The sequence below is a fragment of the Microbispora sp. CA-102843 genome (genome assembly GCF_050936215.1).
Lineage (GTDB): Bacteria > Actinomycetota > Actinomycetes > Streptosporangiales > Streptosporangiaceae > Microbispora.
The window spans coordinates 3,304,880-3,329,700 of sequence record NZ_JBNJNF010000001.1; the positions used below are offsets into that span (position 1 = coordinate 3,304,880).

22 protein-coding genes are annotated in these 24,821 nt (G+C 71.5%); 17 read left to right on the forward strand and 5 right to left on the reverse strand.

Going from position 1 to position 24,821, the window contains the following annotated elements; genetic code table 11:
* Positions 1-50: 50 nt before the first annotated feature.
* A complete protein-coding gene (locus tag ACQEVJ_RS15590; protein WP_433101485.1) occupies positions 51-557 on the reverse strand; it encodes a MarR family winged helix-turn-helix transcriptional regulator in 507 nt (168 codons plus the stop codon).
* An 87-nt stretch (positions 558-644) separates the two neighbouring features.
* Here ACQEVJ_RS15590 and ACQEVJ_RS15595 point away from each other — a divergent pair, with 87 nt between their 5' ends.
* Both ACQEVJ_RS15595 and thrS read left to right on the forward strand, forming a co-directional pair.
* Complete coding sequence (locus tag ACQEVJ_RS15595; RefSeq protein ID WP_433101487.1) at positions 645-2,945, forward strand: phosphoketolase family protein; 2,301 nt, start codon at positions 645-647, stop codon at positions 2,943-2,945.
* Positions 2,946-3,092: 147 nt separating this feature from the next.
* Complete coding sequence (gene thrS / locus ACQEVJ_RS15600; protein WP_433101489.1) at positions 3,093-5,066, forward strand: threonine--tRNA ligase; 1,974 nt, start codon at positions 3,093-3,095, stop codon at positions 5,064-5,066.
* Positions 5,067-5,184: 118 nt separating this feature from the next.
* Here thrS and ACQEVJ_RS15605 read toward each other — a convergent pair whose 3' ends face one another.
* Entirely contained in the window at positions 5,185-5,700 is a 516-nt protein-coding gene (locus ACQEVJ_RS15605; protein WP_433101491.1) for an Asp23/Gls24 family envelope stress response protein, read from the reverse strand.
* A gap of 217 nt (positions 5,701-5,917) precedes the next feature.
* On the opposite strand from ACQEVJ_RS15605, the gene ACQEVJ_RS15610 reads away from it, so the two are divergent.
* On the forward strand, positions 5,918-6,469 hold the full coding sequence (locus ACQEVJ_RS15610; protein WP_433101493.1) for an HIT family protein: 552 nt from the start codon (positions 5,918-5,920) through the stop codon (positions 6,467-6,469).
* Between the two features lie 48 nt (positions 6,470-6,517).
* On the opposite strand, the gene ACQEVJ_RS15615 is transcribed toward ACQEVJ_RS15610, so the two are convergent.
* From ACQEVJ_RS15615 to ACQEVJ_RS15625, 3 genes are all read right to left on the reverse strand, one after another.
* Positions 6,518-8,650 (reverse strand): hypothetical protein, encoded by a 2,133-nt coding sequence (locus ACQEVJ_RS15615; protein ID WP_433101495.1) that lies wholly within the window; start codon positions 8,648-8,650, stop codon positions 6,518-6,520.
* A 136-nt stretch (positions 8,651-8,786) separates the two neighbouring features.
* The gene (locus ACQEVJ_RS15620; protein ID WP_433101497.1) at positions 8,787-10,388 is read right to left on the reverse strand and encodes a glycoside hydrolase family 10 protein; all 1,602 of its coding nucleotides are present in this window, start codon (positions 10,386-10,388) and stop codon (positions 8,787-8,789) included.
* A 225-nt stretch (positions 10,389-10,613) separates the two neighbouring features.
* Positions 10,614-12,746 carry an elongation factor G-like protein EF-G2 gene (locus ACQEVJ_RS15625; RefSeq protein WP_433101499.1) on the reverse strand — a complete coding sequence of 711 codons (2,133 nt, stop codon included), beginning with the start codon at positions 12,744-12,746 and terminating at the stop codon, positions 10,614-10,616.
* Between the two features lie 326 nt (positions 12,747-13,072).
* Between ACQEVJ_RS15625 and pgsA the strand changes: the two genes are divergently transcribed.
* The 14 genes from pgsA to yajC all read left to right on the forward strand — a co-directional run bounded on the left by pgsA (position 13,073) and on the right by yajC (position 24,808).
* Positions 13,073-13,678, forward strand: a complete 606-nt coding sequence (pgsA, locus tag ACQEVJ_RS15630) for a phosphatidylinositol phosphate synthase (protein ID WP_433112751.1) — start codon at positions 13,073-13,075, stop codon at positions 13,676-13,678.
* Positions 13,675-14,649 carry a phosphatidylinositol mannoside acyltransferase gene (locus tag ACQEVJ_RS15635; RefSeq protein WP_433101501.1) on the forward strand — a complete coding sequence of 325 codons (975 nt, stop codon included), beginning with the start codon at positions 13,675-13,677 and terminating at the stop codon, positions 14,647-14,649. Before pgsA ends, ACQEVJ_RS15635 begins: the two co-directional genes overlap by 4 nt.
* On the forward strand, positions 14,646-15,779 hold the full coding sequence (locus ACQEVJ_RS15640) for a glycosyltransferase family 4 protein (RefSeq protein WP_433101503.1): 1,134 nt from the start codon (positions 14,646-14,648) through the stop codon (positions 15,777-15,779). The genes ACQEVJ_RS15635 and ACQEVJ_RS15640 overlap by 4 nt, the downstream gene beginning before the upstream one ends.
* Positions 15,776-16,315: a hypothetical protein gene (locus tag ACQEVJ_RS15645; RefSeq protein WP_433101505.1), complete on the forward strand. Its 540-nt coding sequence runs from the start codon at positions 15,776-15,778 to the stop codon at positions 16,313-16,315. The genes ACQEVJ_RS15640 and ACQEVJ_RS15645 overlap by 4 nt, the downstream gene beginning before the upstream one ends.
* Before the next feature lie 135 nt (positions 16,316-16,450).
* Complete coding sequence (locus ACQEVJ_RS15650) at positions 16,451-17,452, forward strand: DUF3048 domain-containing protein (protein ID WP_433101507.1); 1,002 nt, start codon at positions 16,451-16,453, stop codon at positions 17,450-17,452.
* A 107-nt stretch (positions 17,453-17,559) separates the two neighbouring features.
* Positions 17,560-18,474 carry a pyridoxal 5'-phosphate synthase lyase subunit PdxS gene (gene pdxS, locus ACQEVJ_RS15655; protein ID WP_433101509.1) on the forward strand — a complete coding sequence of 305 codons (915 nt, stop codon included), beginning with the start codon at positions 17,560-17,562 and terminating at the stop codon, positions 18,472-18,474.
* A 144-nt stretch (positions 18,475-18,618) separates the two neighbouring features.
* Complete coding sequence (locus ACQEVJ_RS15660; protein ID WP_433101511.1) at positions 18,619-19,044, forward strand: MarR family winged helix-turn-helix transcriptional regulator; 426 nt, start codon at positions 18,619-18,621, stop codon at positions 19,042-19,044.
* Between the two features lie 66 nt (positions 19,045-19,110).
* Positions 19,111-19,701, forward strand: a complete 591-nt coding sequence (pdxT, locus tag ACQEVJ_RS15665) for a pyridoxal 5'-phosphate synthase glutaminase subunit PdxT (protein WP_139575029.1) — start codon at positions 19,111-19,113, stop codon at positions 19,699-19,701.
* A gap of 3 nt (positions 19,702-19,704) precedes the next feature.
* A complete protein-coding gene (locus tag ACQEVJ_RS15670; protein WP_433101513.1) occupies positions 19,705-20,457 on the forward strand; it encodes a YebC/PmpR family DNA-binding transcriptional regulator in 753 nt (250 codons plus the stop codon).
* Positions 20,458-20,527: 70 nt separating this feature from the next.
* Positions 20,528-21,700 carry a GNAT family N-acetyltransferase gene (locus ACQEVJ_RS15675; protein WP_433101515.1) on the forward strand — a complete coding sequence of 391 codons (1,173 nt, stop codon included), beginning with the start codon at positions 20,528-20,530 and terminating at the stop codon, positions 21,698-21,700.
* A gap of 121 nt (positions 21,701-21,821) precedes the next feature.
* Entirely contained in the window at positions 21,822-22,424 is a 603-nt protein-coding gene (gene ruvC, locus ACQEVJ_RS15680) for a crossover junction endodeoxyribonuclease RuvC (protein WP_433112754.1), read from the forward strand.
* Positions 22,421-23,041 (forward strand): Holliday junction branch migration protein RuvA, encoded by a 621-nt coding sequence (gene ruvA / locus ACQEVJ_RS15685; RefSeq protein WP_433101517.1) that lies wholly within the window; start codon positions 22,421-22,423, stop codon positions 23,039-23,041. The genes ruvC and ruvA overlap by 4 nt, the downstream gene beginning before the upstream one ends.
* 113 nt (positions 23,042-23,154) lie before the next feature.
* The gene (gene ruvB / locus ACQEVJ_RS15690) at positions 23,155-24,204 is read left to right on the forward strand and encodes a Holliday junction branch migration DNA helicase RuvB (RefSeq protein ID WP_433101520.1); all 1,050 of its coding nucleotides are present in this window, start codon (positions 23,155-23,157) and stop codon (positions 24,202-24,204) included.
* Positions 24,205-24,451: 247 nt separating this feature from the next.
* Positions 24,452-24,808, forward strand: coding sequence for a preprotein translocase subunit YajC (gene yajC / locus ACQEVJ_RS15695; RefSeq protein ID WP_433101522.1), 357 nt, complete (start codon positions 24,452-24,454; stop codon positions 24,806-24,808).
* Positions 24,809-24,821 lie beyond the last annotated feature (13 nt).

Sequence of the window (24,821 nt, forward strand, 5' to 3'; positions counted from 1 at the left end):
GCTCTACCGCACACCGGCCGCGCTGCCGGGCTGACCTCGTCAGAGGCCGTTCACTGGGCGGCGGCGTCGAGTTCGCGGGAACGTCCGGCCTCGGCGGCCCTCTGGTACTCGAAGGCCGAGAGGATCGTGTCGAGGATCTCGCCGAACTGCCGCACCTGGCCGGGGGTGAGGGGGTCGAACAGCACCCGGCGGACCTCCTCGACGTGGCCCGGCGCCGCCTCCACGAGAGCGGCGAAGCCCTCGTCGGTGAGCTCGGTGACGGTCGTGCGCCGGTCCTCCGCCCGCTTGAGCCGCCGCACCCAGCCCTTCTCCTCCAGCCGGGAGACGGCGTGGGACAGGCGGCTGACCGAATACTGGAGGATTGCGGACAGCTCCGTCATCGTCATGGTCCGGCCGGGCGACTCGGAGAGGACCACCAGGATCATGTAGTAGGCGTGCGGCATGCCCGAGTCGCGCTGCAACTGCCGTTCGAGAGCCTCCTGCAGCAGCTGGCTCGTCCGCAGGTAGGCACGCCAGGTGCGCTGCTCCTCCTCGTCGAGCCATCGGGTGCCGGACATGGCGCCAAGACTACCGGTCGGTGGGCACGCTGATTTGTGGGCGAAAGACCCTGGTTCGGCCGCCGCTGCTGGGAAAGTGTCAGGGGCATGGACGCATACGGGAACATCGACGCCTACTGGCGGGCCGCGAACTATCTGTCCGTCGGCCAGATCTACCTGATGGACAACCCGCTGCTGACCGAGCCGCTCAGCCCCGAGCACGTCAAGCCGCGGCTGCTCGGCCACTGGGGCACGACGCCCGGGCTCAACTTCTGCTTCGCGCACCTCAACCGGATCATCCGGGAGCGCGCCCAGGACATGATCTACATCGCCGGCCCCGGCCACGGCGGCCCGGCGGCGGTCGCCCACGCGTGGCTCGAAGGCACCTACACCGAGCGCTACCCCCACGTCACCCAGGACGCCGAGGGCATGCGCAGGCTCTTCCGCCAGTTCTCCTTCCCCGGCGGCATCCCCAGCCACGTCGCCCCCGAGACTCCTGGCTCCATCCACGAGGGCGGCGAGCTCGGCTACGCCCTGTCCCACGCGTACGGCGCGGCCTTCGACAACCCCGGCCTGGTGGTGGCCTGCATCGTCGGCGACGGCGAGGCCGAGACCGGCCCGCTCGCCACCGGCTGGCATTCCAACAAGTTCCTCAACCGGGACACCGACGGGGTGGTCCTGCCGATCCTGCACCTGAACGGCTACAAGATCGCCAATCCCACCGTGCTGGCCAGGATCCCGGAGGACGAGCTAATCAAGCTCTTCGAGGGGTACGGCTACCGCCCGCACCTCGTCTCCGGCCACGAGCCGGCGGAGATGCACGAGCTCATGGCCGCGACCCTCGACACCGTCTTCGACCAGATGGCCGACGGCGGCCCGCTGCCGATGATCATCCTGCGCTCGCCGAAGGGCTGGACCGGGCCGCGCGAGGTCGACGGGCTCCCGGTCGAGGGCACCTGGCGTGCCCACCAGGTGCCGCTGACCGACGTGCGGGACCGGCCCGACCGGCTGGAGGCCCTGGAGGAGTGGATGCGCTCCTACCGGCCTGAAGAGCTGTTCGACGCCGACGGACGGCCGGTCGAGACGATCACGCGGACCGTCCCGGACGGGCCGCTGCGGATGAGCGCCAGCCCGCACGCCAACGGCGGGGAACTGCTGCGCCCGCTCGTGCTGCCCGACTTCCGCGACTACGCGGTCGAGGTCAAGACCCCGGCGACGGCCTCCAGCGAGCCGACCCGCGTGCTGGGGACGTTCCTGCGGGACGTGATCGCGGCCAACCCGACGAACTTCCGGCTGCTCGGCCCGGACGAGACCGCCTCCAACCGGCTGCAGGCCGTGTACGAGGCGACCGGCAAGGAGTGGGAGGCCGCCCTGCTGCCGACCGACGAGAACCTCGGCCCCGGGGGCAGGGTCATGGAGGTGCTCAGCGAGCACCAGTGCCAGGGCTGGCTGGAGGGCTACCTGCTGACCGGCCGCCACGGGCTGTTCAACTGCTACGAGGCGTTCATCCACATCGTGGACGCGATGTTCAACCAGCACGCCAAATGGCTGGAGTCCTCCCGCAAGATCCCCTGGCGGCGGCCGGTCGCCTCGCTGAACTACCTGCTGTCGTCCCACGTCTGGCGCCAGGACCACAACGGCTTCAGCCACCAGGACCCCGGCTTCCTCGACGTCGTCGTCAACAAGAAGGCCGAGGTCGTCCGCGTCTACCTGCCGCCGGACGCCAACACCCTGCTGTCGGTCGCCGACCACTGCCTGCGCTCGCGCGACTACGTAAACGTCGTCGTGGCGGGCAAGCAGCCCGTGCTCGACCTGATGAGCATGGACGAGGCGATCGTCCACTGCACCCGGGGGCTGGGCATCCTCGACTGGGCCTCCACCGACCAGGGCACCGACCCCGACGTCGTGCTCGCCTGCGCCGGTGACGTGCCCACGCTGGAGACCCTGGCCGCCGCCGCGCTGCTCCGCGAGCACCTGCCCGAGCTGCGGATCCGGCTGATCAACGTGGTCGACCTCATGCGGCTGCAGCCGGCCTCCGAACACCCACACGGCCTGCGCGACGCCGAGTTCGACGCGCTGTTCACGACGGACCGGCCGATCATCTTCAACTTCCACGGCTACCCGTGGCTGATCCATCGCCTGACCTACCGGCGCACCGGGCACGAGAACCTGCACGTGCGCGGCTACAAGGAGGAGGGCACCACGACCACGCCGTTCGACATGGCGATGCTCAACGACATCGACCGCTTCCACCTGGTGATGGACGTGATCGACCGGGTGCCCGGGCTGGGCAGCAGGGCGGCCCACCTGCGCCAGCGCATGGCCGACGCCCGGCTGCGCGCCCGCGCCCACACCCGCGAGTACGGCGAGGACCCCGCCGAGATCCGCGACTGGACGTGGCCTTACTGATTCCGGGGGGCGAGTCGGGCGGAGGGCGCGGCGCATCCCCGCCATTCGGGGGCGACGGCACCGGTAGCATCGGATGGAATCGGAGCCGCCGCCTCGCGCGTACGCGGTCACCGAGATCCACGCATCGACCTGTCCTAAGGAGCCACCGTGTCCGCCGCCCTTGAGATACGCATCACCCTCGCCGGAGCCGAGCGCGTGGTGGCGGCGGGTACGACGGCCGGGGAGGCGCTCGGCGCCGACGGCAGGTCGGTGATCGCCGCCCGGATCAACGGCGACCTGCGCGACCTGGCCGCCGAGGTCGCCGAGGGCGACGTGGTCGAGCCGGTCGCGATCGACAGCCCCGACGGCCGGGCCATCCTGCGCCACTCCACCGCGCACGTCATGGCCCAGGCCGTCCAAGAGATCTTCCCCGAGGCCAAGCTCGGCATCGGCCCTCCGGTCGAGAACGGCTTCTACTACGACTTCGACGTCCGCGAGCCGTTCACCCCCGACGACCTCAAGCGCATCGAGAAGCGCATGCGCGAGATCGTCAAGCAGGGGCAGACCTTCCGGCGCCGCCCGGTCGACGACGACGACGCCCGCGAGGAGCTGGCCGCCGAGCCGTACAAGCTGGAGCTCATCGGGCTCAAGGGCGGCGCGGAGTCCACCGAGGGCGCGAGCGTCGAGGTCGGCGGCGGCCAGCTCACCATCTACGACAACCTCGACCCGAAGACGGGCGAGCTGTGCTGGAAGGACCTGTGCCGGGGGCCCCACCTGCCGAGCACCCGGGTCATCCCGGCCTTCAAGCTCATGCGGTCAGGCGGCGCCTACTGGCGGGGCAGCGAGAAGAACCCGCAGCTCCAGCGCATTTACGGCACCGCGTGGGAGTCCCGCGAGAAGCAGGACGAGTACCTCCACTTCCTGGAGGAGGCCGAGAAGCGCGACCACCGCAAGCTGGGCGCCGAGCTCGACCTGTTCTCGTTCCCCGACGAGCTCGGCTCGGGCCTGCCGGTGTTCCACCCGAAGGGCGGCGTGATCCGCCGGGTCATGGAGGACTACTCGCGCCGCAGGCACGAGGAGGCGGGCTACTCCTTCGTCAACACCCCGCACATCACGAAGGACAACCTGTACAAGATCTCCGGCCACCTCGACTGGTACGCCGACGGCATGTTCCCTCCCATGGAGCTGGAGGGCGCGCGCTACTACCTCAAGCCGATGAACTGCCCGATGCACAACCTGATCTTCGGGGCGCGCGGGCGGTCCTACCGCGAACTGCCGCTGCGGCTGTTCGAGTTCGGCACGGTCTACCGCTACGAGAAGTCCGGCGTGGTGCACGGCCTCACCCGCGTACGCGGTCTGACCCAGGACGACGCGCACATCTACTGCACCCGTGAGCAGATGCGCGACGAGCTCACCTCGCTGCTGCGGTTCGTGCTCGACCTGCTGCGCGACTACGGCCTGGAGGACTTCTACCTGGAGCTGTCCACCAAGGACCCGGAGAAGTACGTCGGCACCGACGAGACGTGGGAGGAGGCCACCCAGACCCTGCGGGAGGTGGCCGAGTCCGAGAAGCTGGAGCTGGTCCTCGACCCGGGCGGTGCCGCCTTCTACGGCCCCAAGATCTCCGTGCAGGCCCGGGACGCCATCGGCCGGTCCTGGCAGATGTCGACCATCCAGCTCGACTTCAACCTGCCCGAGCGCTTCGGGCTGGAGTATCAGGCTCCCGACGGCACCCGGCAGCGGCCGGTCATGATCCACCGGGCGCTGTTCGGGTCGATCGAGCGGTTCTTCGGCGTGCTGGTCGAGCACTACGCGGGCGCTTTCCCGGCGTGGCTCGCCCCGGTGCAGGTCGTCGGCATCCCGATCGCCGACGCCCATGTGCCCTACCTGCAGGACGTCGCCAAGCGGCTGCGCGCGGAGGGCATCCGGGTCGAGGTCGACGAGAGCGACGACCGCATGCAGAAGAAGATCCGCAACGCCCAGAAGGCGAAGGTGCCGTACATGCTGCTGGCGGGTGACGACGACATCGCCGCCGGCGCTGTCTCCTTCCGCTACCGCAACGGCGAGCAGAAGAACGGCGTGCCGATCGACCAGGCGATCGACGAGATCGTCGACGCCGTCCGCCGCCGCGTCCAGGTCTGACCGCCCACCACGTCGAACGCGGGCGCCCCTCGGGGCTCCCGCGTTCTCGCGTCTCCGGGCCACCGAGCGCGACGAACCCCCAAGGAATCCTTGACGCGCTGGGGCGGACCGGGCCCGCTCAGAATGCCTGAGTGGCCTCGGCGGGGGAGTCCTGACCGGGGAGGCGGACGTCGTCGACGGTCACGTTGACCTCGACCACGCGCATGCCGAGCATCCGGCTCACCGACCGGGCGACGTTGACCTTGACCTCGGTGGCGACGTCCATCACCACGTGGCCGTACACGATGACGAGGGTCACGTCGACCGATACCTGCTGATCCTGGATCCTGGCCTGCACGCCCTGGGTCGCCCGCTTGGTCCCCACGCCGATGCGGTCGCGTACGGATTCGAAGGCGCGCTCCAAGTCGCCGCCGAGGTCGGCGACGCCGGGGATCTCCAGGGCGGCCAGCGCGGCGACCTTCTCCACCACCTCGTCGGCCACCTTGATACGGCCCTTGAGGACGTTCGCGGTCGGCGCGTCGTGCCTCGGCGTCGCCGCCAGGGGTTCCGGCTCCGCCGGGTCGTCGAGGCTCCCCTCGGCGTACGCGTCGGTCTGCTCTTCCACTCGCTCCTCGACGGCGGCGGCCTCGCTCATGTGACGGCTCCTCGGGGGGTGGGGGCGTCCGGCAGGTGCATTCTGCCCGATGACCGGGCAGGCCGTCCGGCGTCCGCGCATATCGGTGGGTCGTCGGTCGTCCCCTGGCGCAACCCGCCCGGTGAGAGGAGATCCGCGAGGTCATATGCTGCTGCACAGTGCTGTCCCGCGCATCGGGCGGCGCCTCGGGACAACGGGAGCGGAGGAGATCGCGGACGTGGATTCAGAGCCGATCGAGCAGGCGGGCGCCGGGATTCCCGACAGCTTCCAGCGCCTGTGGACCCCGCACCGGATGGCCTACATCAAGGGCGAGAACAAGCCCAGCGGGGCCGGCGAGGATGACGGCTGCCCGTTCTGCGAGATTCCCAAGCTCACCGACGAGGACGGGCTGATCGTGGCCCGGGGATCGGCCGTGTTCGCCGTGCTCAACCTCTACCCGTACAACTCCGGGCACCTGATGGTCTGCCCCTACCGGCACGTGTCCGACTACGCCGACCTGGACGGGCCCGAGACGGCCGAGCTGGCCGAGTTCACCAAGCGCGCGACGCAGGCGCTGCGCAAGGCGAGCGGGGCGCAGGGCTTCAACGTCGGCATGAACCTGGGCGGAGTGGCTGGCGCGGGCATCGCCGCCCATCTCCACCAGCACGTCGTGCCCCGGTGGGGCGGCGACACCAACTTCATGCCGGTGGTCGGGCGCACCAAGGTGCTGCCGCAGTTGCTGCGCGACACGCGCGACCTGCTCGCCGACGCCTGGCCCGCCGCCTCCTGACCGCTCCTCGGCCAGGAGCCCGGTTTCCGCACGCCGGAGCCTCGGCTGTCAGGCCGCCGCCGGGCCCGGCGATCCGGCCGCCGGGACCGGCTCGCCGTGCTGCAGCGCGCGGATGCCCGCGCTGAGGACGAGCGGCACGGCCAGGGCCAGGGCCATCGACAGCACCGCGGCCCCCGAGTCGTTGACGAGCATGCCGATCAGGCCGCTCACGAGCGCGCCGAGCAGGCCCGCCCTGAGCATGGGCGCCCGTTCGAACGCGATCGGCAGGACGCCGGCGCTCGCCGCCCCCGGCCGCAGCAGCGCGAAGACGAGGAACGCGAAGGCGGCGAGCACCACCGGCATCAGGTTGGGACTGAGCAGCGTGGAGAGCATCGCCCCGAGCTTGCGGGAGATCACCGGCAGGAACGTGCCGTCGGCCACCTGACCCACGAAGCGGCCGAGGTGTGTCTGGCCGGCCGGCGGACGCAGGTAGTCGAGGTAGGCGATCGCCATCACCAGCACGCCGCCCGCGGCGCAGAAGGCGCCCAGCTTGACGATCGACACCCGCTTGCCGGCCACGATCAGCGCGGTGACCGCGATGCCCGGCACGAAGGCGATGACGCCGCCGAAGTCGCTGCCCACGCCCGGCCAGCCGTCGAGCAGCATGGCGAAGGCCCCGAGCACGGCGACCAGGGCCACCGCGACGGTCTTGCGGCCCGCTCTGACCAGCCGGTCTGCGGCGGCCGTGGTGACGAGCAGCACGGCCGTGGCGAGCAACGCGAAGGGGATGTTCCCCAGGCCGTAGTAGCGGGCGCCGACCACGCCCGTGTAACCCATCAGGCTGTTGAGCTGCAGGGGCGTGCCGGTCAGCAGGTCGCCGAGCAGCACGGCGGCGGTCACCGCCGCGATCACGGTCAGCGGCCCGAGCACGCCGCGCCGCCATGGTCCCGCGAGGGCCGCCACGGTCACCGCCGCGGCGATCGCCGCGATCGAGGCGAAGAGCGTGACCGCGGGCTGTGCCGTACGGGCCCAGGGGGTGAGGTTGACGAGGTAGGTCGAGACGGGGATCGAGGCGAGCGCCACGGCGGCGGCCCGTATGGCGGGCAGCCCGTCGCGGCGGCGCAGCAGCAGGAACGCGGTGACGTAGAAGACCACCTGGAGCACGGCGAGCGTGGTGAAGAAGACGCCTGTCGTGTCACGGATCGTCTGCCCGGCGACGTCGGCCGTCCGCAGGGCCGTGGCGCGCTCGTCCAGGGTTCCGCCCGTCGCGTGCGTCTCGACCGGCACGCCGACGACGGCCGGGGGAGCGGCCACCCCGGTCCTGGCCAGGATCGTGGCGGTGAGATCCGGAAGGATGATCATGTCGTCCCGGTGCGTGGACCGGGCGCCGAGCGTCCGCGCCGGTCCGCTGCCGGGGCCGTGCAGCATGGCGGTCCTGAGGTGGGGGACGGAACCGTGGTCGGAGAGCCCGGCGACCAGCACCGTCGCCGGTCCGAGCCGCGGCAGGAACGACCCGAGCTTCGCGTCGGCCGCCCGCGCCGCGGACCGCCGCGCGTCGGCGGACAGGCGCTCGGGCACGTCGCTCAGACGGTCGCCAGAGACGTAGGGCGCGACGAGGTCGGGGATCTCCACGGCGATCACGTCGCCGCGCGACCACTGCGTGACCTCGGCGGGGGAGGGGGCGTAGACGTCCACCCGGCCCTCGCGGTCGGCCAGCGCGAGCGCGGCTCCGGGGCCGACGGCCATCGTCGTCCGCCCGGCCCCGTGCAGGGCCTGCCCGAGCGCGCCCGCGTCGCGCTGCTCCCGCACCTCCCACAGCCAGGAGAACCCGGGGACCACCGCCCCCTCGCCGTGGGCCTCGGGCGTGGGGGCCATGCCGCACGCTCCCCCCACCGCCGACCGCACCCCGGCCGAAACGGTGAGCCAGGCGTCGTACGGGCAGGTGTCCTTGCGCACGGCCCGCACCGACAGGGAGCCGAGGGCGGAGTCGCCGGCGAGCCGCCAGAGGTTCGGGGTGTCGGCCGGGGTGACGTCGCTCCACATCAGGCCGGGGATTCCGACGAGCACGATCCGTTCCCCGGCCGCCGTCCCGCTCTCACCCGGCCCGGCCTCGAACGCCGCGGCCGCCGCGGGAGCGGAGGCCACGACCGACACGCCGAACACGACGGCGACGACCGCGCGCTTCACCCACGTGCCTCTCACCGGCGACCCCCAAGCCCCCGTACGTGATCTTGAGAAAACTCGCGACCACGCTATCGGACCCGTCGACGGCCGCGCAGCAGATCGGCAGGGAGTCGCCGGCGGGCGCGACGAGGGATGACGCCGCCCCGGGCCGGGGTCAGGCCGCCCGGGTGGCCGGGCTCTCGTTGCCGAGGCGGTCGACGGCGGTGACGTAGTAGGCGCCGGGGCCGCCGGCGGCGTACGACAGGGCGCCGGAGGCGGGCACGACGGCCACCAGGTTGCGCGCGTCCGCCGTGGCGCAGGAGGCGTCCTTGCCCGTCACCCGGTAGATCCCGTACGACTGGGCGCCCGGCTGGGCCTGCCACGTCAGGGTCCCGCCGGCGGCCTTCACCCCGCGCGGGGCGGCGGGCGCGGACCCCTGCCTGAGCACCGGCGGCAGCGCCGGGCGGGCGTAGTGAGTCTTCACGATCCGGTCGAGCACGCCCAGCGGGTTCTTCACCAGTTGCGCGGCGCTGAAGTAGACGTCGCCGGAGATCTCCGGATACCTGCGGTTCAACGTCAGGTGGGCCGGCAGCTCGCCCGCCTTGGTCCAGGCCGGGGTGTCGGCGGCGCCCACCCGGTAGAGCGCCTGCCCGATGTAGAGGTCGACGTCGGTGCCCTTCACCGCGTCGGCCCACCACTTGGCGAGCACGGAGTAGTCGGCCGCGGCGAACCCGCGGGGCCAGTAGAGCTGGGGCATCACGTAGTCGACCGAGCCCGCCTTGATCCACGCCCTGGCGTCCGCGTAGATCGAGTCGTAGGCCGACATGCCCTTGGTGGCCGAGCCCGCCGGGTCCTCGGTCTTGTTGCGCCAGATACCGAACGGGCTGATCCCGAAGGCGGCGTACGGCTTGGCCGTGTGGACCGCCTGCGAGACCTGGGCGACCAGCTGGTTCACGTTGCGCCGCCGCCAGTCGGCCAGCGTCAGGCCCTTGCCGTACTTCTTGTACGCGTCCTGGTCGGCGAACCGCGTGCCCTGGCCGGGGTAGGGGTAGAAGTAGTCGTCGAAGTGGACGCCGTCGACGTCGTAGCGCTTGACGACGTCCGTCACGACCTTGGTCACCCAGTCGCGGACCTGCGGCAGGCCGGGGTTGTAGTACAGCTTGCCCTCGTGCTTGACGGTCCAGTCGGGGTGCAGGCGCGCCGGGTGCCCGTCGGGCAGCTTCGCGGAGGCCGAGTCGGCCGCCCGGTAGGGGTTGAACCACGCGTGGAACTGCAGGCCGCGCTTGTGGGCCTCGTCCACCAGGAACGGCAGCGGGTCCCAGCCCGGGTCCTTGCCCGCCGCGCCGGTGAGCCACTGGGACCACGGCTCCAGCGACGAGCGGTAGATCGCGTCCGAGGCGGGCCGCACCTGGAAGAACACCGCGTTCAGACGCCGCTTGACCGCGTTGTCGAGAATTTTCACATATTCGGCCTTCTGCCGGTCGGGCGACAGCCCCGGCTTCGACGGCCAGTCGAGGTTGTGCACGGTGGCGATCCAGACGCCGCGAAGCTGGCGCTTGGGGTATTGCACGCTGGTGGCGCAGGTGTCCGCCGCCGTGAGCGTCTCCGCCTCGACCTGCTGCCGCGCCGCCTTCGTCACCGTCGTACGGCCGGCCTTCTCGGCGCCGACCTGCTCGGCCTGGGCGCCGGGGCCGAACGTGTAGGCGGCTCCGACGGCGACGGCGGCGATGACGGTGGTGGCGATCAACGGGCGGATGACCTGTCCCCGCTCGGTCACGTGGCTACCCCTCCGATTTGCCAGTAAGTCCGGCCATAAGTCTTACATCGGCAAAAGAGCGGTTTAGCCAGAAAAACGAAATGAATTTGTGATGCGGATGTGACGCGGGGCATCCTCTGGGGCTCCCCTTACCCCAGTCACGCGAAACCCGGCACTGGCTATGGTGCCGGTGAACTGCGAAAACCCCGGCGGTCGGGAGGCGGGCCGCCGGGGTCTCCGATCGGACTAGTGCTCGTCCGCCGCGGCCACCTTGCCGGCGAGGTGGGCGGGCAGGGGCTCGTACCGCAGGAAGGAACGGCTGAACGTGCCCGCCCCGTGGGACAGCGAGCGCAGGTCGATCGCGTACCGCGTGACCTCGAGCTGCGGCACCTCGGCGCGCACCAGAGTGCGGCCGGTGCCGACCGGCTCGGTGCCGAGCACCCTGCCCCGACGGGAGGACAGGTCGGACATCACGGCTCCGACGTACTCGTCCGACACGAGCACCGACACCTCGTCCACCGGTTCGAGCAGGTGCGTCGACACCTTGGACGCGGCGTCCTTGAGCGCGAGCTGACCGGCGATCTGGAAGGCCATGTCGGAGGAGTCGACCGAGTGGGCCTTGCCGTCGTAGAGCGTGACGCGCACGTCGACCATCGGATAGCCGGCGACGACCCCCCGTTCCATCTGCGCCCGCACGCCCTTCTCCACGGACGGGATGAACTGCCTCGGCACCACGCCGCCCACGATCTTGTCGACGAACTCGAACCCGCCGCCCGACGGCAGCGGCTCGACCTCGATGTGGCAGATCGCGTACTGCCCGTGGCCGCCGGTCTGCTTGACGTTGCGCCCCATGCCCTGCGCCTTGCCGGCGAACGTCTCCCGCAGCGGCACGCGCAGGTCGATCTTCTCGACCTCGACCCCGTGCCGCTTGGCCAGGCGGTCGAGCAGGACGTCGGAGTGCGCCTCTCCCATGCACCACAGCACGAGCTGGCGGGTCTCGGCGTTGTTCTCCAGCCGCAGGGTCGGGTCCTCCGCGACCAAGCGGCCCAGGGCCTGGCTGAGCTTGTCCTCGTCGGCCTTCGACTTCGCCGTGATCGCGACCGGCAGCAGCGGCTCCGGCATGGTCCACGCCTCGACCAGCAGCGGGTCATCCTTGTCCGAGAGCGTGTCGCCCGTCTCGGTCCGCGACAGCTTGGCGACCGCGCAGATGTCCCCGGCGACGCACTTGCCCACGGTCCGCTGCGATTTGCCGAGCGGCGACGACAGCGTGCCCACCCGTTCGTCGACGTCGTGGTCCTCGTGCCCCCGTTCCGCCAGGCCGTGGCCGGAGACGTGCACCGTCATGTCCGGCCGCAGCGTGCCCGAGAAGACCCGCACCAGGCTGATCCGCCCGACGTACGGGTCGCTCGTGGTCTTCACGACCTCGGCCACGAGCGGGCCGTCCGGGTCGGCGGTGATTTCTCTGCACGGCTTGCCGTCGATCGAGGTGATCTTCGGCAGCGGGTGCTCCAGGGGCGATGGGAAGCCCTGCGTGACGATCTCCAGCAGCTCCAGCATGCCGACGCCGGGCGCCGTGGCGAGGACCGGGTAGAAGCCGGCCCGCGCGACCGCCTTCTCCAGGTCGTCGATGAGCACCTTGGTGTCGATCGTCTCCCCGGAGAGGTAGCGGTCCATCAGGGACTCGTCCTCGCTCTCCTGGATGATCCCCTCGATGAGGTCGCCGCGGTACTGCTCGATGAGCGCGAGCTGGTCGGCGTCCGGCTCCCGCTCGGTCCTGCGCCCGCCGCCGTAGTCGAACAACCGCTGCGACAGCAGGCCGAGCAGCCCGGTGCCGTCCACCGGCAGGTAGAGCGGCGCCACGCCGTCGCCGAACGCGTCCTGGCAGGTGGCGAGGACCTCGTCGAAGTTGGCGCGCTGGTGGTCGATCTTGGTGATGACCACGGCGCGGGGCATCCCGACGAGCGCGCACTCCTCCCAGAGCATGCGGGTGAGCCCGTCCACGCCCTCGGCCGCCGAGACGACGAACAGCGCCGCGTCGGCCGCGCGCAGCCCGGCCCGCAGGTCGCCGACGAAGTCCGCGTACCCCGGGGTGTCCAGAAAATTGATCTTGATGCCGTTGTGGACGACGGGGGCGACCGACAGGTTGACAGAACGCTGCTGGCGCACCTCCACCTCGTCGAAGTCGCTGACCGTGGTGCCGTCCTCGACCCGGCCGGGACGCTGGACGGTGCCCGTCTCCACGAGCAGTGCCTCCACCAGCGTGGTCTTCCCGGCCCCGGAATGGCCGACCAGCACGACATTGCGCACCATGTCCGGCCGATCGGCCGCGGGTGCCCTGCCCGCGGCCCCTGTTGTCGCGCCGGTTGATCTTTCGGCCACGTCGCCTCCCGAATCTCTGAGCGGTCGGGATGGGCACGTGGCACGCACCCCGCGCCGGCCGCTCGTGCCGTCGCTGTTCCCGCGCCCGGGGGCCGCCCTCAAGGTCGTGGCTGACGAATCAAGCCCTGCTGCGCGTGGGGCGGCGTTCGTCGGACACTCCCTGGCCAGGCCGCACGAACAAGAAGGGTTCACCTCCGCGTCATCTCGGCGCGGCCCTGCGGGCGCGTGCTCTTCACCCTTTACCCATGTGGCGCATATCACAAGACTTTTCGGCCGAATGTGCTTGCGAGGTGCGGCGGCGCTGGATGGCCTACGATCGGACCGCGATGTTGAACATCCTGCGCCCCGCCGTCACCCGAGTCATGACCCCGCTGGGGCGAGCCCTCGCCCGCTGGGGGATCTCGCCCGATGTGATCACCACGATCGGCACGCTCGGGGTGGTGGCCTCGGCCCTCGCCTTCTACCCGCTCGGGCATCTGTTCGCGGGAACGCTCGTCATCACGTTCTTCGTGCTCGCCGACCTCCTGGACGGCGTGCTGGCCCGGATGACGGGCAAGGGGAGCACGTGGGGCGCCTTCCTGGACTCCACGCTCGACCGTCTCGGCGACGCCTCGATCTTCTCGGGGCTGATCCTCTACTTCGTCCTCAAGGACGACCCCGAGATCGTCCTCGCGACCGTCGCGCTCTTCTGTCTCGTCGCGGGAGCATTGGTCTCCTACGCCAAGGCCAGGGCCGAGGGCCTCGGCATGACCGCGAACGTCGGCATCGCCGAACGGGGGGAGCGTCTCGTGGTCGTGCTCGTCGCTGCCGGCCTGTCCGGACTCGGCGTGCCGTACGTCCTGGCGGCCGGGCTCTGGCTGCTCGCCGCCGCCAGCGCCGTCACAGTGGTCCAGCGGATGGTGCACGTCTACAGACAGGCGGTGGTCAGATGAAGGGCACGGCCGGCCCACCCCCCGGGCGGCCCTCGCGACCCGGCCAGGCGCCCCTCGCCGACCGGCTGGTCGCGGCGGCGTACACCGTCGGCTGGGCCGTGGTCCGATACGTGCCGGAACGGCTGGCCGCCTGGTTCTTCCGGGTCCTCGCCGACCGGCTCTGGCGCAGGCGGGGCAAGTCCGTACGCCGCCTGGAGGCGAACCTGGCCCGCGTCGTCGGCGGCGACCCCGGCGACCACGCCGTACGCGACCTGAGCCGGGCCGGCATGCGGTCCTACTTCCGGTACTGGATGGAGTCGTTCCGCTTCACCGCCTACACCCGCGAGCGCATCCTCGACGGCACCCGGAGCACCGGGGGCGAGCACATCTTCGACAACCTCGCCCGGGGCAGGGGAGTGGTGGTCGCGCTGCCCCACATGGGCAACTACGACCTCGCCGGGGCCTGGCTGGTCCACATGGGCCACCGCTTCACCACCGTCGCCGAGCGGCTGAAGCCGGAGTCGCTGTTCGAACGCTTCGTGGCCTACCGCGAGCAGCTCGGCATGGAGGTGCTGCCGCTGACCGCCAAAGACGGCGGCAGCGCGATGGCGTTCGGCACGCTCGCCAGGCGGCTGCGCGAGGGCAGGCCGGTCTGCCTGCCCGCCGAGCGCGATCTGACCGCGTCCGGCGTCGAGGTCGAGTTCTTCGGCGCCAGGACGCGCATGGTCGCGGGACCCGCCGTGCTGGCGATCCAGACGGGCGCCGCGCTGCTGCCCGCCGTGCTGTGGTTCGACGGGGACGGCTGGGGCATCCGCATCTACGAGGAGATCCCGATCCCGACCGAGGGGACGCGGGAGGAGAAGGTCCGGGTGATGACCCAGGCCGTGGCGGCGGTGTTCGAGAAGGGCATCGCCGAGCATCCGGAGGACTGGCACATGCTCCAGCGCCTGTGGCTCGACGACCTGGAGCCACGCGCCGGGGCCGGGTCGTGAACGTCGGCATCGTCTGCCCGTACACCTGGGAGGTCCCAGGGGGCGTGCAGGCGCACATCAGGGACCTCGCCGAGGCGCTCATCGACGACGGGCACAAGGTGTCCGTCATCGCCCCCGCGGCCGACGACGCCGAGCTGCCGGCGTACGTGACCCCGGCGGGCCGCGCCGTGCCCGTGCCGTACAACGGGTCGGTCGCCCGCCTGGCGTTCGGGTTCCTGTCGGCGAACCGGGTGCGCAAGTGGATCAGGGAGGGCGGGTTCGACGTGCTGCACGTGCACGAGCCCGCCGTGCCGTCCCTCGGCGTGCTCGCCTGCTGGGTCGCCCGCGGGCCCATCGTGGCGACGTTCCACGCGTCGTACGAGCGGTCGCGGGCGATGTCGGTGGCCGCGCCGATGCTGCAGAGCGCGCTTGAGAAGATCACGGGCAGGATCGCGGTCTCCGACGCCGCACGCAAGACGCTCGTGGAGCACCTCGGCGGCGACGCGGTGCTGATCCCCAACGGCGTCACGGTGCGCAGGTACGCCGAGGGCGAGCCGCTGCCGGGCTGGGGCCCCGACGGCAACGTGATCGGCTTCCTCGGGCGGATGGACGAGCCGCGCAAGGGCCTGGCCGTGCTGCTGGAGGCGTTCGCCCTGCTGGCCCCCGAGCGGCCCGCCCTGCGGCTGCTGATCGCCGGCCCGGGCGACCCCGACGACGTGCTCGGGCGGGTGCCCAAGCCCTACCGGGACAGGGTCGGGCTGCTCGGCATGGTCAGCGAGGCCGACAAGGTGCGCGCCTACCACTCCGTGGACGTCTTCTGCGCGCCCAACCTCGGCGGGGAGAGCTTCGGCATCGTGCTCACCGAGGCCATGTCGGCCGGGGCGCCGATCCTCGCCAGCGACATCCCCGCCTTCCGGCGCGTGCTGGGCGACGGGCAGGCGGGGGCGCTGTTCACCACCGGGGACCCCGCCGCCCTGGCCAGGGAGGCCGCCCGGCTGCTCGACGACGCCGAGCGTCGCGCGAAGCTCTCCGACGAGGCCCGCCAGGCGGTGTGGAAGTACGACTGGTCGACGGTCGCGCGGGAGGTCGTGCGCGTCTACGAGACGGTCACCAACGCCAGCGCGGGCGTGGTGGAGGACGTGCTGCCGTGACCACGACCCTGATCCTCGTGGCGGCCGTGGTCGTCGTGCTGTTCGCCGTCTACGTCTCCTGGCGGGCCGGTCGGCTCGACCGTCTCCACATCCGCCTGGAGACCGCGCAGGCCGCGCTCGACGCCGCGCTGCTGCGCCGCGCCGCGGTCTGCCTGGAACTCGCCGGCTCGCGCATCCTCGACCCCGCCACCTCGCTGGTGCTCGCCGCGGCCGCCCACGAGGCCCGTACGGCGGGGCCGGACGAGCGCGAGCACGCCGAGAGCGACCTGTCGAGGACGCTGCGGGCGGTGGTCGACCAGGAGCGGTTCCGCGAGAAGCTGGCCGAGCACCCCGCAGGGGCGGCGCTGCTGGAGGAACTGGCCACGGCGGTCGCCAAGGTCGTCTACTCGCGCCGGTTCTACAACAACGCCGCCGGCGTCACCCGTACGGCGCAGCGGCGCTGGCTGGCCCGCACGCTGCGCCTGGCCGGGCACACCGATCCGCCCCGGTTCTTCGACATCGACGACGAGCCGCCCGAATCCCTCGCTACTGCGTAGTCACTTTTTGTCGGGTATTTCGGGCTAATCCCGGTAAGCTCATGCCGGTTCATTGCCATGCTGGTCAACGGGTCCGCGTGTGCCAGGTCCGTCGTGCCTGGTGGCGGGGGCTCTCCACCGGGAGGAGCGGATACGGTGCGGGCAGGGATCGGCTTCACGCTGGCCATGGCGGTCATCCTGACCGGAACCGCGTGTTCGGGCGACGACAAGCCCGCCGCCCAATCCCAGGATGCGAGCCCGCTGGAGTCCCCGTCGCCGACACCGCCTCCCGAGCACCCGTTCACCGGCCGTCCCGTCGCCGCCCGCAAGCCGGTCCTCGCCGTGAAGATCGAGAACACCCACGCGGGCAAGCCGCAGATGGGTCTGCGCAGCGCCGACGTCGTCTTCGTCGAGCAGGTCGAGGGCGGGCTCACCCGGCTCATGGCGATCTTCTCCTCGAAGCTGCCCGCCCAGGTGGGTCCGGTCCGCAGCGCCCGCATCTCCGACCTGCACATCCTCCCGATGTTCGGCAAGCCGGCCCTGGCCTACTCCGGGGTGCAGACGAAGATGATCCCCTACGTCCAGAAGGCCTCGCTGTTCGACGTGTCCGACAGCCGGGTCCCCGGCGCGTACACCCGGGCGCAGGGCCGCGTCGCGCCGTACAACCTGGTCGGCAGCCCCCGGCAGCTGCTCGCCAAGGCGTCGCAGGCGAGCAAGGCCGACGACATCGGCTTCGTCTTCTCCGACGAACCGCCGGCCGGGGGCACGCCGCAGAAGAGCGTCAGCGTCCGCTATCCGGCGGCCCGCTTCACGTTCGCCTGGTCGGCGGCCCAGAAGCGCTGGCTGGTGACGCAGGACGGCGAGAAGGACATGGCCGCCGAGGGCGGCCAGCAGGGCGCCCCGACGATCGTCATCCAGTGGGTGAAGACCGACCGCTCGGAGTTCCACGACTTCACCGGCAGCTACACCCCGCTCGTGCACACGGTGGGCAAGGGCACCGGCGTCGTGCTCAGGGACGGCCAGGCCTACCGGGTGAAGTGGTCGCGCGCCTCGGAGAAGGAGGGCACCACCTACACCATGGCCGACGGCACGCCCATGCCGTTCGCCCGCGGTCAGGTCTGGGTCGTGCTCGCCTCGCGCAAGCCCGTCGCGCCATGATGGACAAAAGCCCTGCTCGACCCTGACATATGGGTGCGTCGGGGGCGGGATCGGCCAGCACCTACCATGGAGGGGATTCCGTAGGCCCGCCGTCGTGAGGTAGCACCGTGTCCAGCAGCACCCCCGAAGTCAACGAGACCACCGCAGTCGGCACCGCCCGCGTGAAGCGCGGCATGGCCGAGATGCTCAAGGGCGGTGTCATCATGGACGTCGTCACCCCGGAGCAGGCCAAGATCGCCGAGGACGCCGGAGCCGTCGCCGTCATGGCGCTGGAGCGCGTCCCCGCCGACATCCGCGCCCAGGGCGGCGTGTCCCGGATGAGCGACCCCGACATGATCGAGGGCATCATCGGCGCCGTCTCCATCCCGGTGATGGCCAAGGCCAGGATCGGCCACTTCGTCGAGGCCCAGGTGCTCCAGGCGCTCGGCGTCGACTACATCGACGAGTCCGAGGTCCTCACTCCGGCCGACTACGCCAACCACATCGACAAGTGGCAGTTCACCGTCCCCTTCGTGTGCGGGGCCACCAACCTCGGCGAGGCGCTGCGCCGCATCACCGAGGGCGCCGCGATGATCCGCTCCAAGGGTGAGGCCGGGACCGGCGACGTCTCCAACGCCACCACCCACATGCGCAAGATCCGGGGCGAGCTCAAGCGCCTCACCTCGCTGCCCGAGGACGAGCTGTACGTCGCCGCCAAGGAACTGCAGGCGCCGTACGAGCTGGTGGCCGAGGTCGCCAAGACCGGCAAGCTGCCGGTGGTGCTGTTCACCGCGGGTGGCATCGCCACCCCGGCCGACGCCGCGATGATGATGCAGCTCGGCGCCGAGGGCGTGTTCGTCGGCTCGGGCATCTTCAAGTCCGGCGACCCCGCCAAGCGCGCCGCCGCCATCGTCAAGGCCACCACGTTCTACGACGACCCCGACGTGATCGCCAAGGTCTCGCGCGGCCTGGGTGAGGCGATGGTCGGCATCAACGTGGACGACATCCCCGTGCCGCACCGCCTCGCCGAGCGCGGCTGGTAGACCCCTCCGGCGTGCCGGAAGTGAGACGAGACGCTCGGCTGGGACATCCCAGCCGAGCGTTCTTGCTGTCCGCGGCCTGACGCCGGCTCCGGGGCGCCGCCCGCTTCGTCTGTTCCAGGCCGCTCACCGTTATGGTGACCTGCTATGACGACCGACGACACCGGACGGCTCGCCGAGAACCTGTCACGTGAGCTGCGCCACATCGTGATGCTGCTGCGCCGTACGACGGCGGGGCAGCCGGTCACCGCCCAGCAGTACTCCGTGCTCGGCTCCCTGGAGGACGGCGCGCGCCGGATGACCGACCTGGCCGAGGAGCACGGCGTGCAGCTCCCGACGATGAGCGTGCAGGTCAACCGCCTGGAGGAGGGCGGTCTCGTCGCGCGGGGCACCGACGCCTCCGACGCGCGGGTGCGCACCGTCGAGCTGACCGGCGACGGCCGCGACCGCCTCCGGGCCGTACGGCGGGCCAGGATCGCCTACCTGTCCGGCCGTCTGAGCGCGCTGACCCCCGAGGAGCGCTCGGCCATCGCCCGCGCCCTTCCCGCCCTGGCCAAGCTAGGTCGTGTCTGACCTACCGTTTTGGGCGCGCAAGACCGCGGCCATACCCTGATTAGGGTCACCACAGGAAGGGAAATCGTGACGTCCGCACCCAAGATCGGCGTGCTCGCCCTGCAGGGCGACGTGCGCGAGCACATCCGCGCTCTGGAGGAGTCGGGCGCGACCGCCACGCCGGTGCGCAGGCAGGAAGAGCTCGCCGCGGTGGACGCGCTGGTCGTCCCGGGCGGGGAGTCGACCACGATGTGGAAGCTCGCCACCATCTTCGAGCTGCTCGAACCGCTTCGGCTGCGGATCAAGGAGGGCATGCCGGCCTACGGCTCGTGCGCCGGGATGATCATGCTGGCCGACCGGATCGAGGGCGGCATCGAGGGCCAGGAGACGCTGGGCGGCATCGACATGGTGGTCCGCCGCAACGCCTTCGGCCGCCAGGTCGACTCGTTCGAGGCCGATCTCGACTTCGCCGGGCGCGGGACGATCAGGGCCGTCTTCATCCGCGCGCCCTGGGTCGAGTCCGTGGGGCCCGACGTGGAGGTGCTGGGCCGCACCGAAGCTGGGGATAGGATCGTCGCGGTCCGACAGGGACCGCTGCTCGCGACGTCCTTCCACCCGGAGCTGACCGGCGACGCGCGGGTGCACTCGTATTTTGTCGAAATGGTGAGGGAGCTCTAGGCGATGTCCGGCCACTCCAAATGGGCGACGACGAAGCACAAGAAGGCGGCGCTGGACTCCAAGCGCGGCAAGCTTTTCGCCAAGCTCATCAAGAACATCGAGGTCGCGGCCAGGACCGGCGGGCCCGACCCGGACGGCAACCCCACGCTGTTCGACGCCATCACCAAGGCCAGGAAGAACTCGGTCCCGATCGACAACATCGAGCGGGCGCGCAAGCGCGGCGGCGGCCTCGAGGCCGGCGGCGCCGACTGGCAGACGATCATGTACGAGGGCTACGCCCCGGGCGGCGTCGCGGTCCTCATCGAGTGCCTCACCGACAACCGCAACCGCGCGGCGTCCGAGGTGCGTGTGGCGCTGACCCGCAACGGCGGCTCGCTCGCCGACCCCGGCTCGGTGTCGTACATGTTCAACCGCAAGGGCGTCGTGATCGTCCCCAAGGGGGCGCTGACCGAGGACGACGTGCTCATGGCCGTCCTCGACGCGGGGGCCGAGGAGGTCAACGACCTCGGCGAGAACTTCGAGGTGGTCTGCGAGGCCTCCGACCTCATCCCGGTGCGCAAGGCGCTTCAGGACGCGGGCATCGACTACGAGTCGGCCGAGATGAGCTTCGTCCCGACGCTCAACGTCCCGCTGGACGAGGACGGCGCCCGCAAAATCTTCAAGCTCATCGACGCGCTCGAGGACAGCGACGACGTGCAGAACGTCTGGGCGAACTTCGACGTGAGCGACGAGGTCATGGAGAAGATCGAGGCCTGACGCGGGAGCCGGGCAGGGAGGCGGAAAACCGGTGGCAGAGGCCGCCGGGGCCCGCATAGCTTGGCCCGTTGTGGAAATCCGTCATCTCACGAGCGACGACCTGGACGCCGTCCTCGACAACCGCAGGCGCGCCTTCGGCCCGCTGTCGGGCGGCGGCGCCGAGACCTGGCGCAAGCTCGTCTCCCCGATGCTGCCCGAGGGCCGTTACCTGGGCGCCTTCGACGGCCCCCGCCTCGTCGGCGCGGCCAGGATCAACCCGTATGTCCAGTGGTGGCACGGTCGCCCGCTGTCCATGGGCGGCGTGGCGGGTGTTACGGTGTCGCCGGAGGACCGCGGCAGGGGTGTGGGCCGGATGCTCACGCACGCGGCCATCGAGCGCTGCGCGGAACTCGGCCACGCGGTCTCCGCACTCTATCCGGCCACCACGCCGGTGTACCGGAGCGCGGGCTACGAGCACGCCGGCGTGCTCCAGCGGATCACCGTGCCCGCCGAGGCGCTGCGCACGCTGGGCGGCCCGGGCGGCGCGGCCGGCGCGGTCAAGCTGCGCCGGATGGGCCCCGCCGACGCGGCCGAGCTCGTGGCCCTGATCGGCAGGGTGCACGCCGCCACGCGCGCGAGCGGGCCGCTGTGCCTCGACGAGCGGACCTGGCGCCTGTGGCTGGAGGACGACGACGACTTCTGCTACCTGGCCGAGGACGGGTTCGTCGTCTACCGGTGGAGCGACGGGAACATCGAGGTCGACAACCTGCTGGCGGGGTCGGAGGCGACGGCCCGGGCCCTGTGGTCGGTGGTCGGCAGCGCCTCGACCGTCGCGAAGTCGGTGACCGCCTGCGTCGACCCGGCCGACCCGGTGCTCTGGATGCTGCGGGAGCGGTCGAAGGACGAGGTCACCCAGACCCGGTGGATGTTCCGGCTGATCGACCTGCCCGCCGCGGTCGAGGGGCGCGGCTTCCCCGCCGGGGTCCACGTCGAGACCCCCGTCGAGGTGACCGACTCCCGGCGCCCGGGCAACGCGGGCGCGTGGCTGCTGCGGGTGGACGGCGGCTCAGGCTCCGTGACGCGGCGGGACACGCCTCCCGGGGAGGCGGCGCGGCTCACGATCGGGGGGATGTCCGCGCTGTTCGCCGGCGTGCCCACGGCCACGCTCCGCCGCGCCGGTCTGCTGACCGGCGGCTCTCCCGACGCCGACGACGCACTGGACGCGGCGTTCGGCTGCGGGGCGTACATGATCGACTACTTCTGACGCGCCCGCGCGGCCGCTGATCGCGATAGAGTGACCGACCGAACAGGTGTTCGGCGCAGTGGCGGCCGCGCGGTGGCCGCGCCGCCCGGATCAGGGAGGCGTGCCGGTGCGGTTGCCCCAACTGCGGGTGATGGGCGTGGACCCGGGGCTGACGCGGTGCGGTCTCGGCGCCGTGGAGGGTCGTCCGGGCGCGCCGCTGAGCCTGCTGTCGGTCGGGGTGGTCCGCACCCCGGCCGACGACGACATCGGGTCCCGGCTGGTCGTCATCGAGGCGGAGATCGAGCGCTGGCTCGACGAGATCAGGCCGGACGCGGTCGCCGTCGAGCGGGTCTTCGCCCAGCACAACGTCCGTACGGTCATGGGGACGGCCCAGGCGTCGGCCGTCGCGATCGTCTGCGCGGCCCGGCGGGGGCTGCCGGTCGCGCTGCACACGCCGAGCGAGGTCAAGGCCGCCATCACGGGCAACGGCAACGCCGACAAGAAGCAGGTCGGCACGATGGTCACCCGGCTACTGCGGCTCGACGCCATGCCCAAGCCCGCTGACGCGGCCGACGCGCTCGCCCTCGCCATCTGCCACGTCTGGCGCGGCGGTGTGCAGCACCGCCTGGCCGACGCCCTGGCCAGGGCCCGTTCCGGCGGTGCGGGCACCGCGGGCTCTGGTAGGACTGGGACGCCCGGCGATGTCGCGGCCGGGCGTCCGGACCGGGGAGGGAGCACGCGGTGATCGCATCCGTTGCGGGGCAGGTGGCGGCGATCGGGGCCGACAGCGCCGTGGTCGAGGTCGGCGGCGTCGGGATGCTCGTCCACTGCGCCCCGGGCACCCTGGCCGGGCTGCGCGTGGGGGAACCCGCCCGGCTGTCCACCTCGCTCGTCGTCCGCGAGGACTCGCTCACGCTGTACGGCTTCGCCTCCGACGACGAGCGAACGGTCTTCGAACTGCTCCAGACGGCCAGCGGGGTCGGGCCGCGCCTGGCCCTGGCCATGCTCGCGGTCCACGCGCCCAACGCGCTGCGGGTCGCGGTGGCGAGCGCCGACATCAAGGCCCTGACGATGGTGCCCGGCATCGGCCAGAAGGGCGCGCAGCGCATCGTGCTCGAACTCAAGGACAAGCTCGGCACCCCGGCGGCGGCCGTCGACGCCGCGCTGAACGGCGCGGCCGCGCCGCCCGCATGGCGCGACCAGGTCCACTCGGGGCTGGTCGGGCTCGGCTACTCGTCGCGGGACGCCGACGAGGCGGTCGCGGCGGTGACCGCGGAGGCCGAGGCGGAGGTCGCGGCCGGTCGCGCCCCGCAGGTGGCCGCGCTGCTCAAGTCCGCCCTGCGCGCGCTGAGCGTGCGGTGACCTCGTGACGGGCCGCGCCTCGCCCGCCGTGCGGGGTGCGTGGTGGGTAATGGTTCGATGAAATTTTCACCGGGAAACAGACGGGTCCCGGCAGGCCGAGCGGATGGTGTCGAGTGAGCTTCGAGCGGGATCTCGTGTCGCCTGAACCCGAGGGCGACGAGCGGGTGATCGAGGCCGCGCTGCGTCCCCGGCGGCTGGACGAGTTCATCGGGCAGGGCCGGGTGCGCGAGCAGTTGTCGCTGGTGCTGGAGAGCGCCCTGCGCCGCAACCGCCCGCCCGACCACGTTCTGATGAGCGGCGGCCCCGGGCTCGGCAAGACGACGCTCGCCATGATCATCGCCTCTGAGCTGGGCGCGCCGCTGCGGATGACCTCAGGGCCGGCGCTGGAGCGCGCGGGCGACCTCGCCGCGATCCTGTCCACGCTGACCGAGGGCGAGGTCCTGTTCATCGACGAGATCCACCGCATGGCACGTCCGGCGGAGGAGATGCTCTACCTCGCCATGGAGGACTTCCGGGTCGACATCGTCGTCGGCAAGGGCCCAGGCGCCACCTCGATCCCCCTCGACATCGCCCCGTTCACGCTGGTCGGGGCCACCACCAGGGCGGGGCTGCTGCCCGCGCCGCTGCGCGACAGGTTCGGCTTCACCGCGCACATGGACTTCTACGAGGTGGCCGAGCTGGAGCTGGTGCTGCGGCGGTCGGCCCGGCTGCTGTCGGTGGAGCTGCCGGACGAGGGCGCCCACGAGATCGCCCGCCGCTCGCGCGGCACGCCCCGCATCGCCAACCGCCTGCTCCGGCGGGTGCGCGACTTCGCCGAGGTCCGCGCGGAGGGCGTGATCACCCGGGAGACCGCGGCGGCGGCGCTCAACCTGTACGAGGTCGACGCCGAGGGGCTGGACCGGCTCGACCGGGCCGTGCTCGGCGCGCTGCTGCGCAAGTTCGGCGGCGGCCCGGTGGGCCTGTCGACGCTCGCGGTGGCCGTGGGGGAGGAGCCGGAGACCGTCGAGGTCGTGGCCGAGCCCTTCCTGGTGCGGCAGGGGCTGCTGGCCCGCACCCCGAGGGGCCGCGTCGCCACCGCCGCCGCCTGGGCGCACCTGGGCCTGACTCCGCCTCCTGACGCGGTCGGCTCGGTGCCGGTGCCCGCGCTCTTCGACGAGTCATGACCGTCGCGGCGGCTGAAGCGGAAACTGGGGCAAAGAGGTAACAGACCGATTGCGAAGCCCATGAAACGGGAACTTTCCTGCCCGCCGGGCCGTGGGCTCGTTGCCGGGCTTCTGCGGGCTCGCATACACTGCGTGGCTTGACTGGCTGCTCACGCTGACATGAGAAAGCGTCGAGGTGGCCCGCGTGTGAAGCGCACAAGACCTCCGGCGTCAGGCCGGTTCATCACGTTACGGAAGGGTGGCCCCCGTGGGTAACAGCCCGCTTGGGACGTTCCTACCACTGATCTTGCTGGTAGTGGTGTTTTACTTCCTCCTGATCCGCCCGCAGCGCAAGCGGCAGCAGGAGCAGGTCCAGATGCAGAACTCTCTCACCCCGGGCGTCCGGGTCATGACTACGACAGGCCTGTTCGCGACGGTCGTCGCCCTCCAGGACGACGACGTCGTGCTGGAGGTGGCCCCCGGCGTCGAGACCCGCTGGGCCAAGGCGGCGATCGGCCGGGTGCTCACTCCCGTGGACGAGGTGACGGACGGGGAGGCCGAGGAGACCGTGACGGAGGGTTCCGACACGGGGAACGGTGACGATACGAGCACCAAGCACTCCTGAGTAGGCTGATCAC

Bases quoted from the DNA above. Each gene is read 5' to 3' on its own strand.
- ACQEVJ_RS15635 (WP_433101501.1), top strand. From the start codon at position 13,675: ATGAAGGGCACGGCCGGCCCACCCCCCGGGCGGCCCTCGCGACCCGGC.
- ACQEVJ_RS15595 (WP_433101487.1), top strand. From the start codon at position 645: ATGGACGCATACGGGAACATCGACGCCTACTGGCGGGCCGCGAACTAT.
- ACQEVJ_RS15670 (WP_433101513.1), top strand. From the start codon at position 19,705: ATGTCCGGCCACTCCAAATGGGCGACGACGAAGCACAAGAAGGCGGCG.
- ACQEVJ_RS15605 (WP_433101491.1), bottom strand. From the start codon at position 5,700: ATGAGCGAGGCCGCCGCCGTCGAGGAGCGAGTGGAAGAGCAGACCGAC.
- ACQEVJ_RS15590 (WP_433101485.1), bottom strand. From the start codon at position 557: ATGTCCGGCACCCGATGGCTCGACGAGGAGGAGCAGCGCACCTGGCGT.
- ACQEVJ_RS15660 (WP_433101511.1), top strand. From the start codon at position 18,619: ATGACGACCGACGACACCGGACGGCTCGCCGAGAACCTGTCACGTGAG.
- pgsA (WP_433112751.1), top strand. From the start codon at position 13,073: ATGTTGAACATCCTGCGCCCCGCCGTCACCCGAGTCATGACCCCGCTG.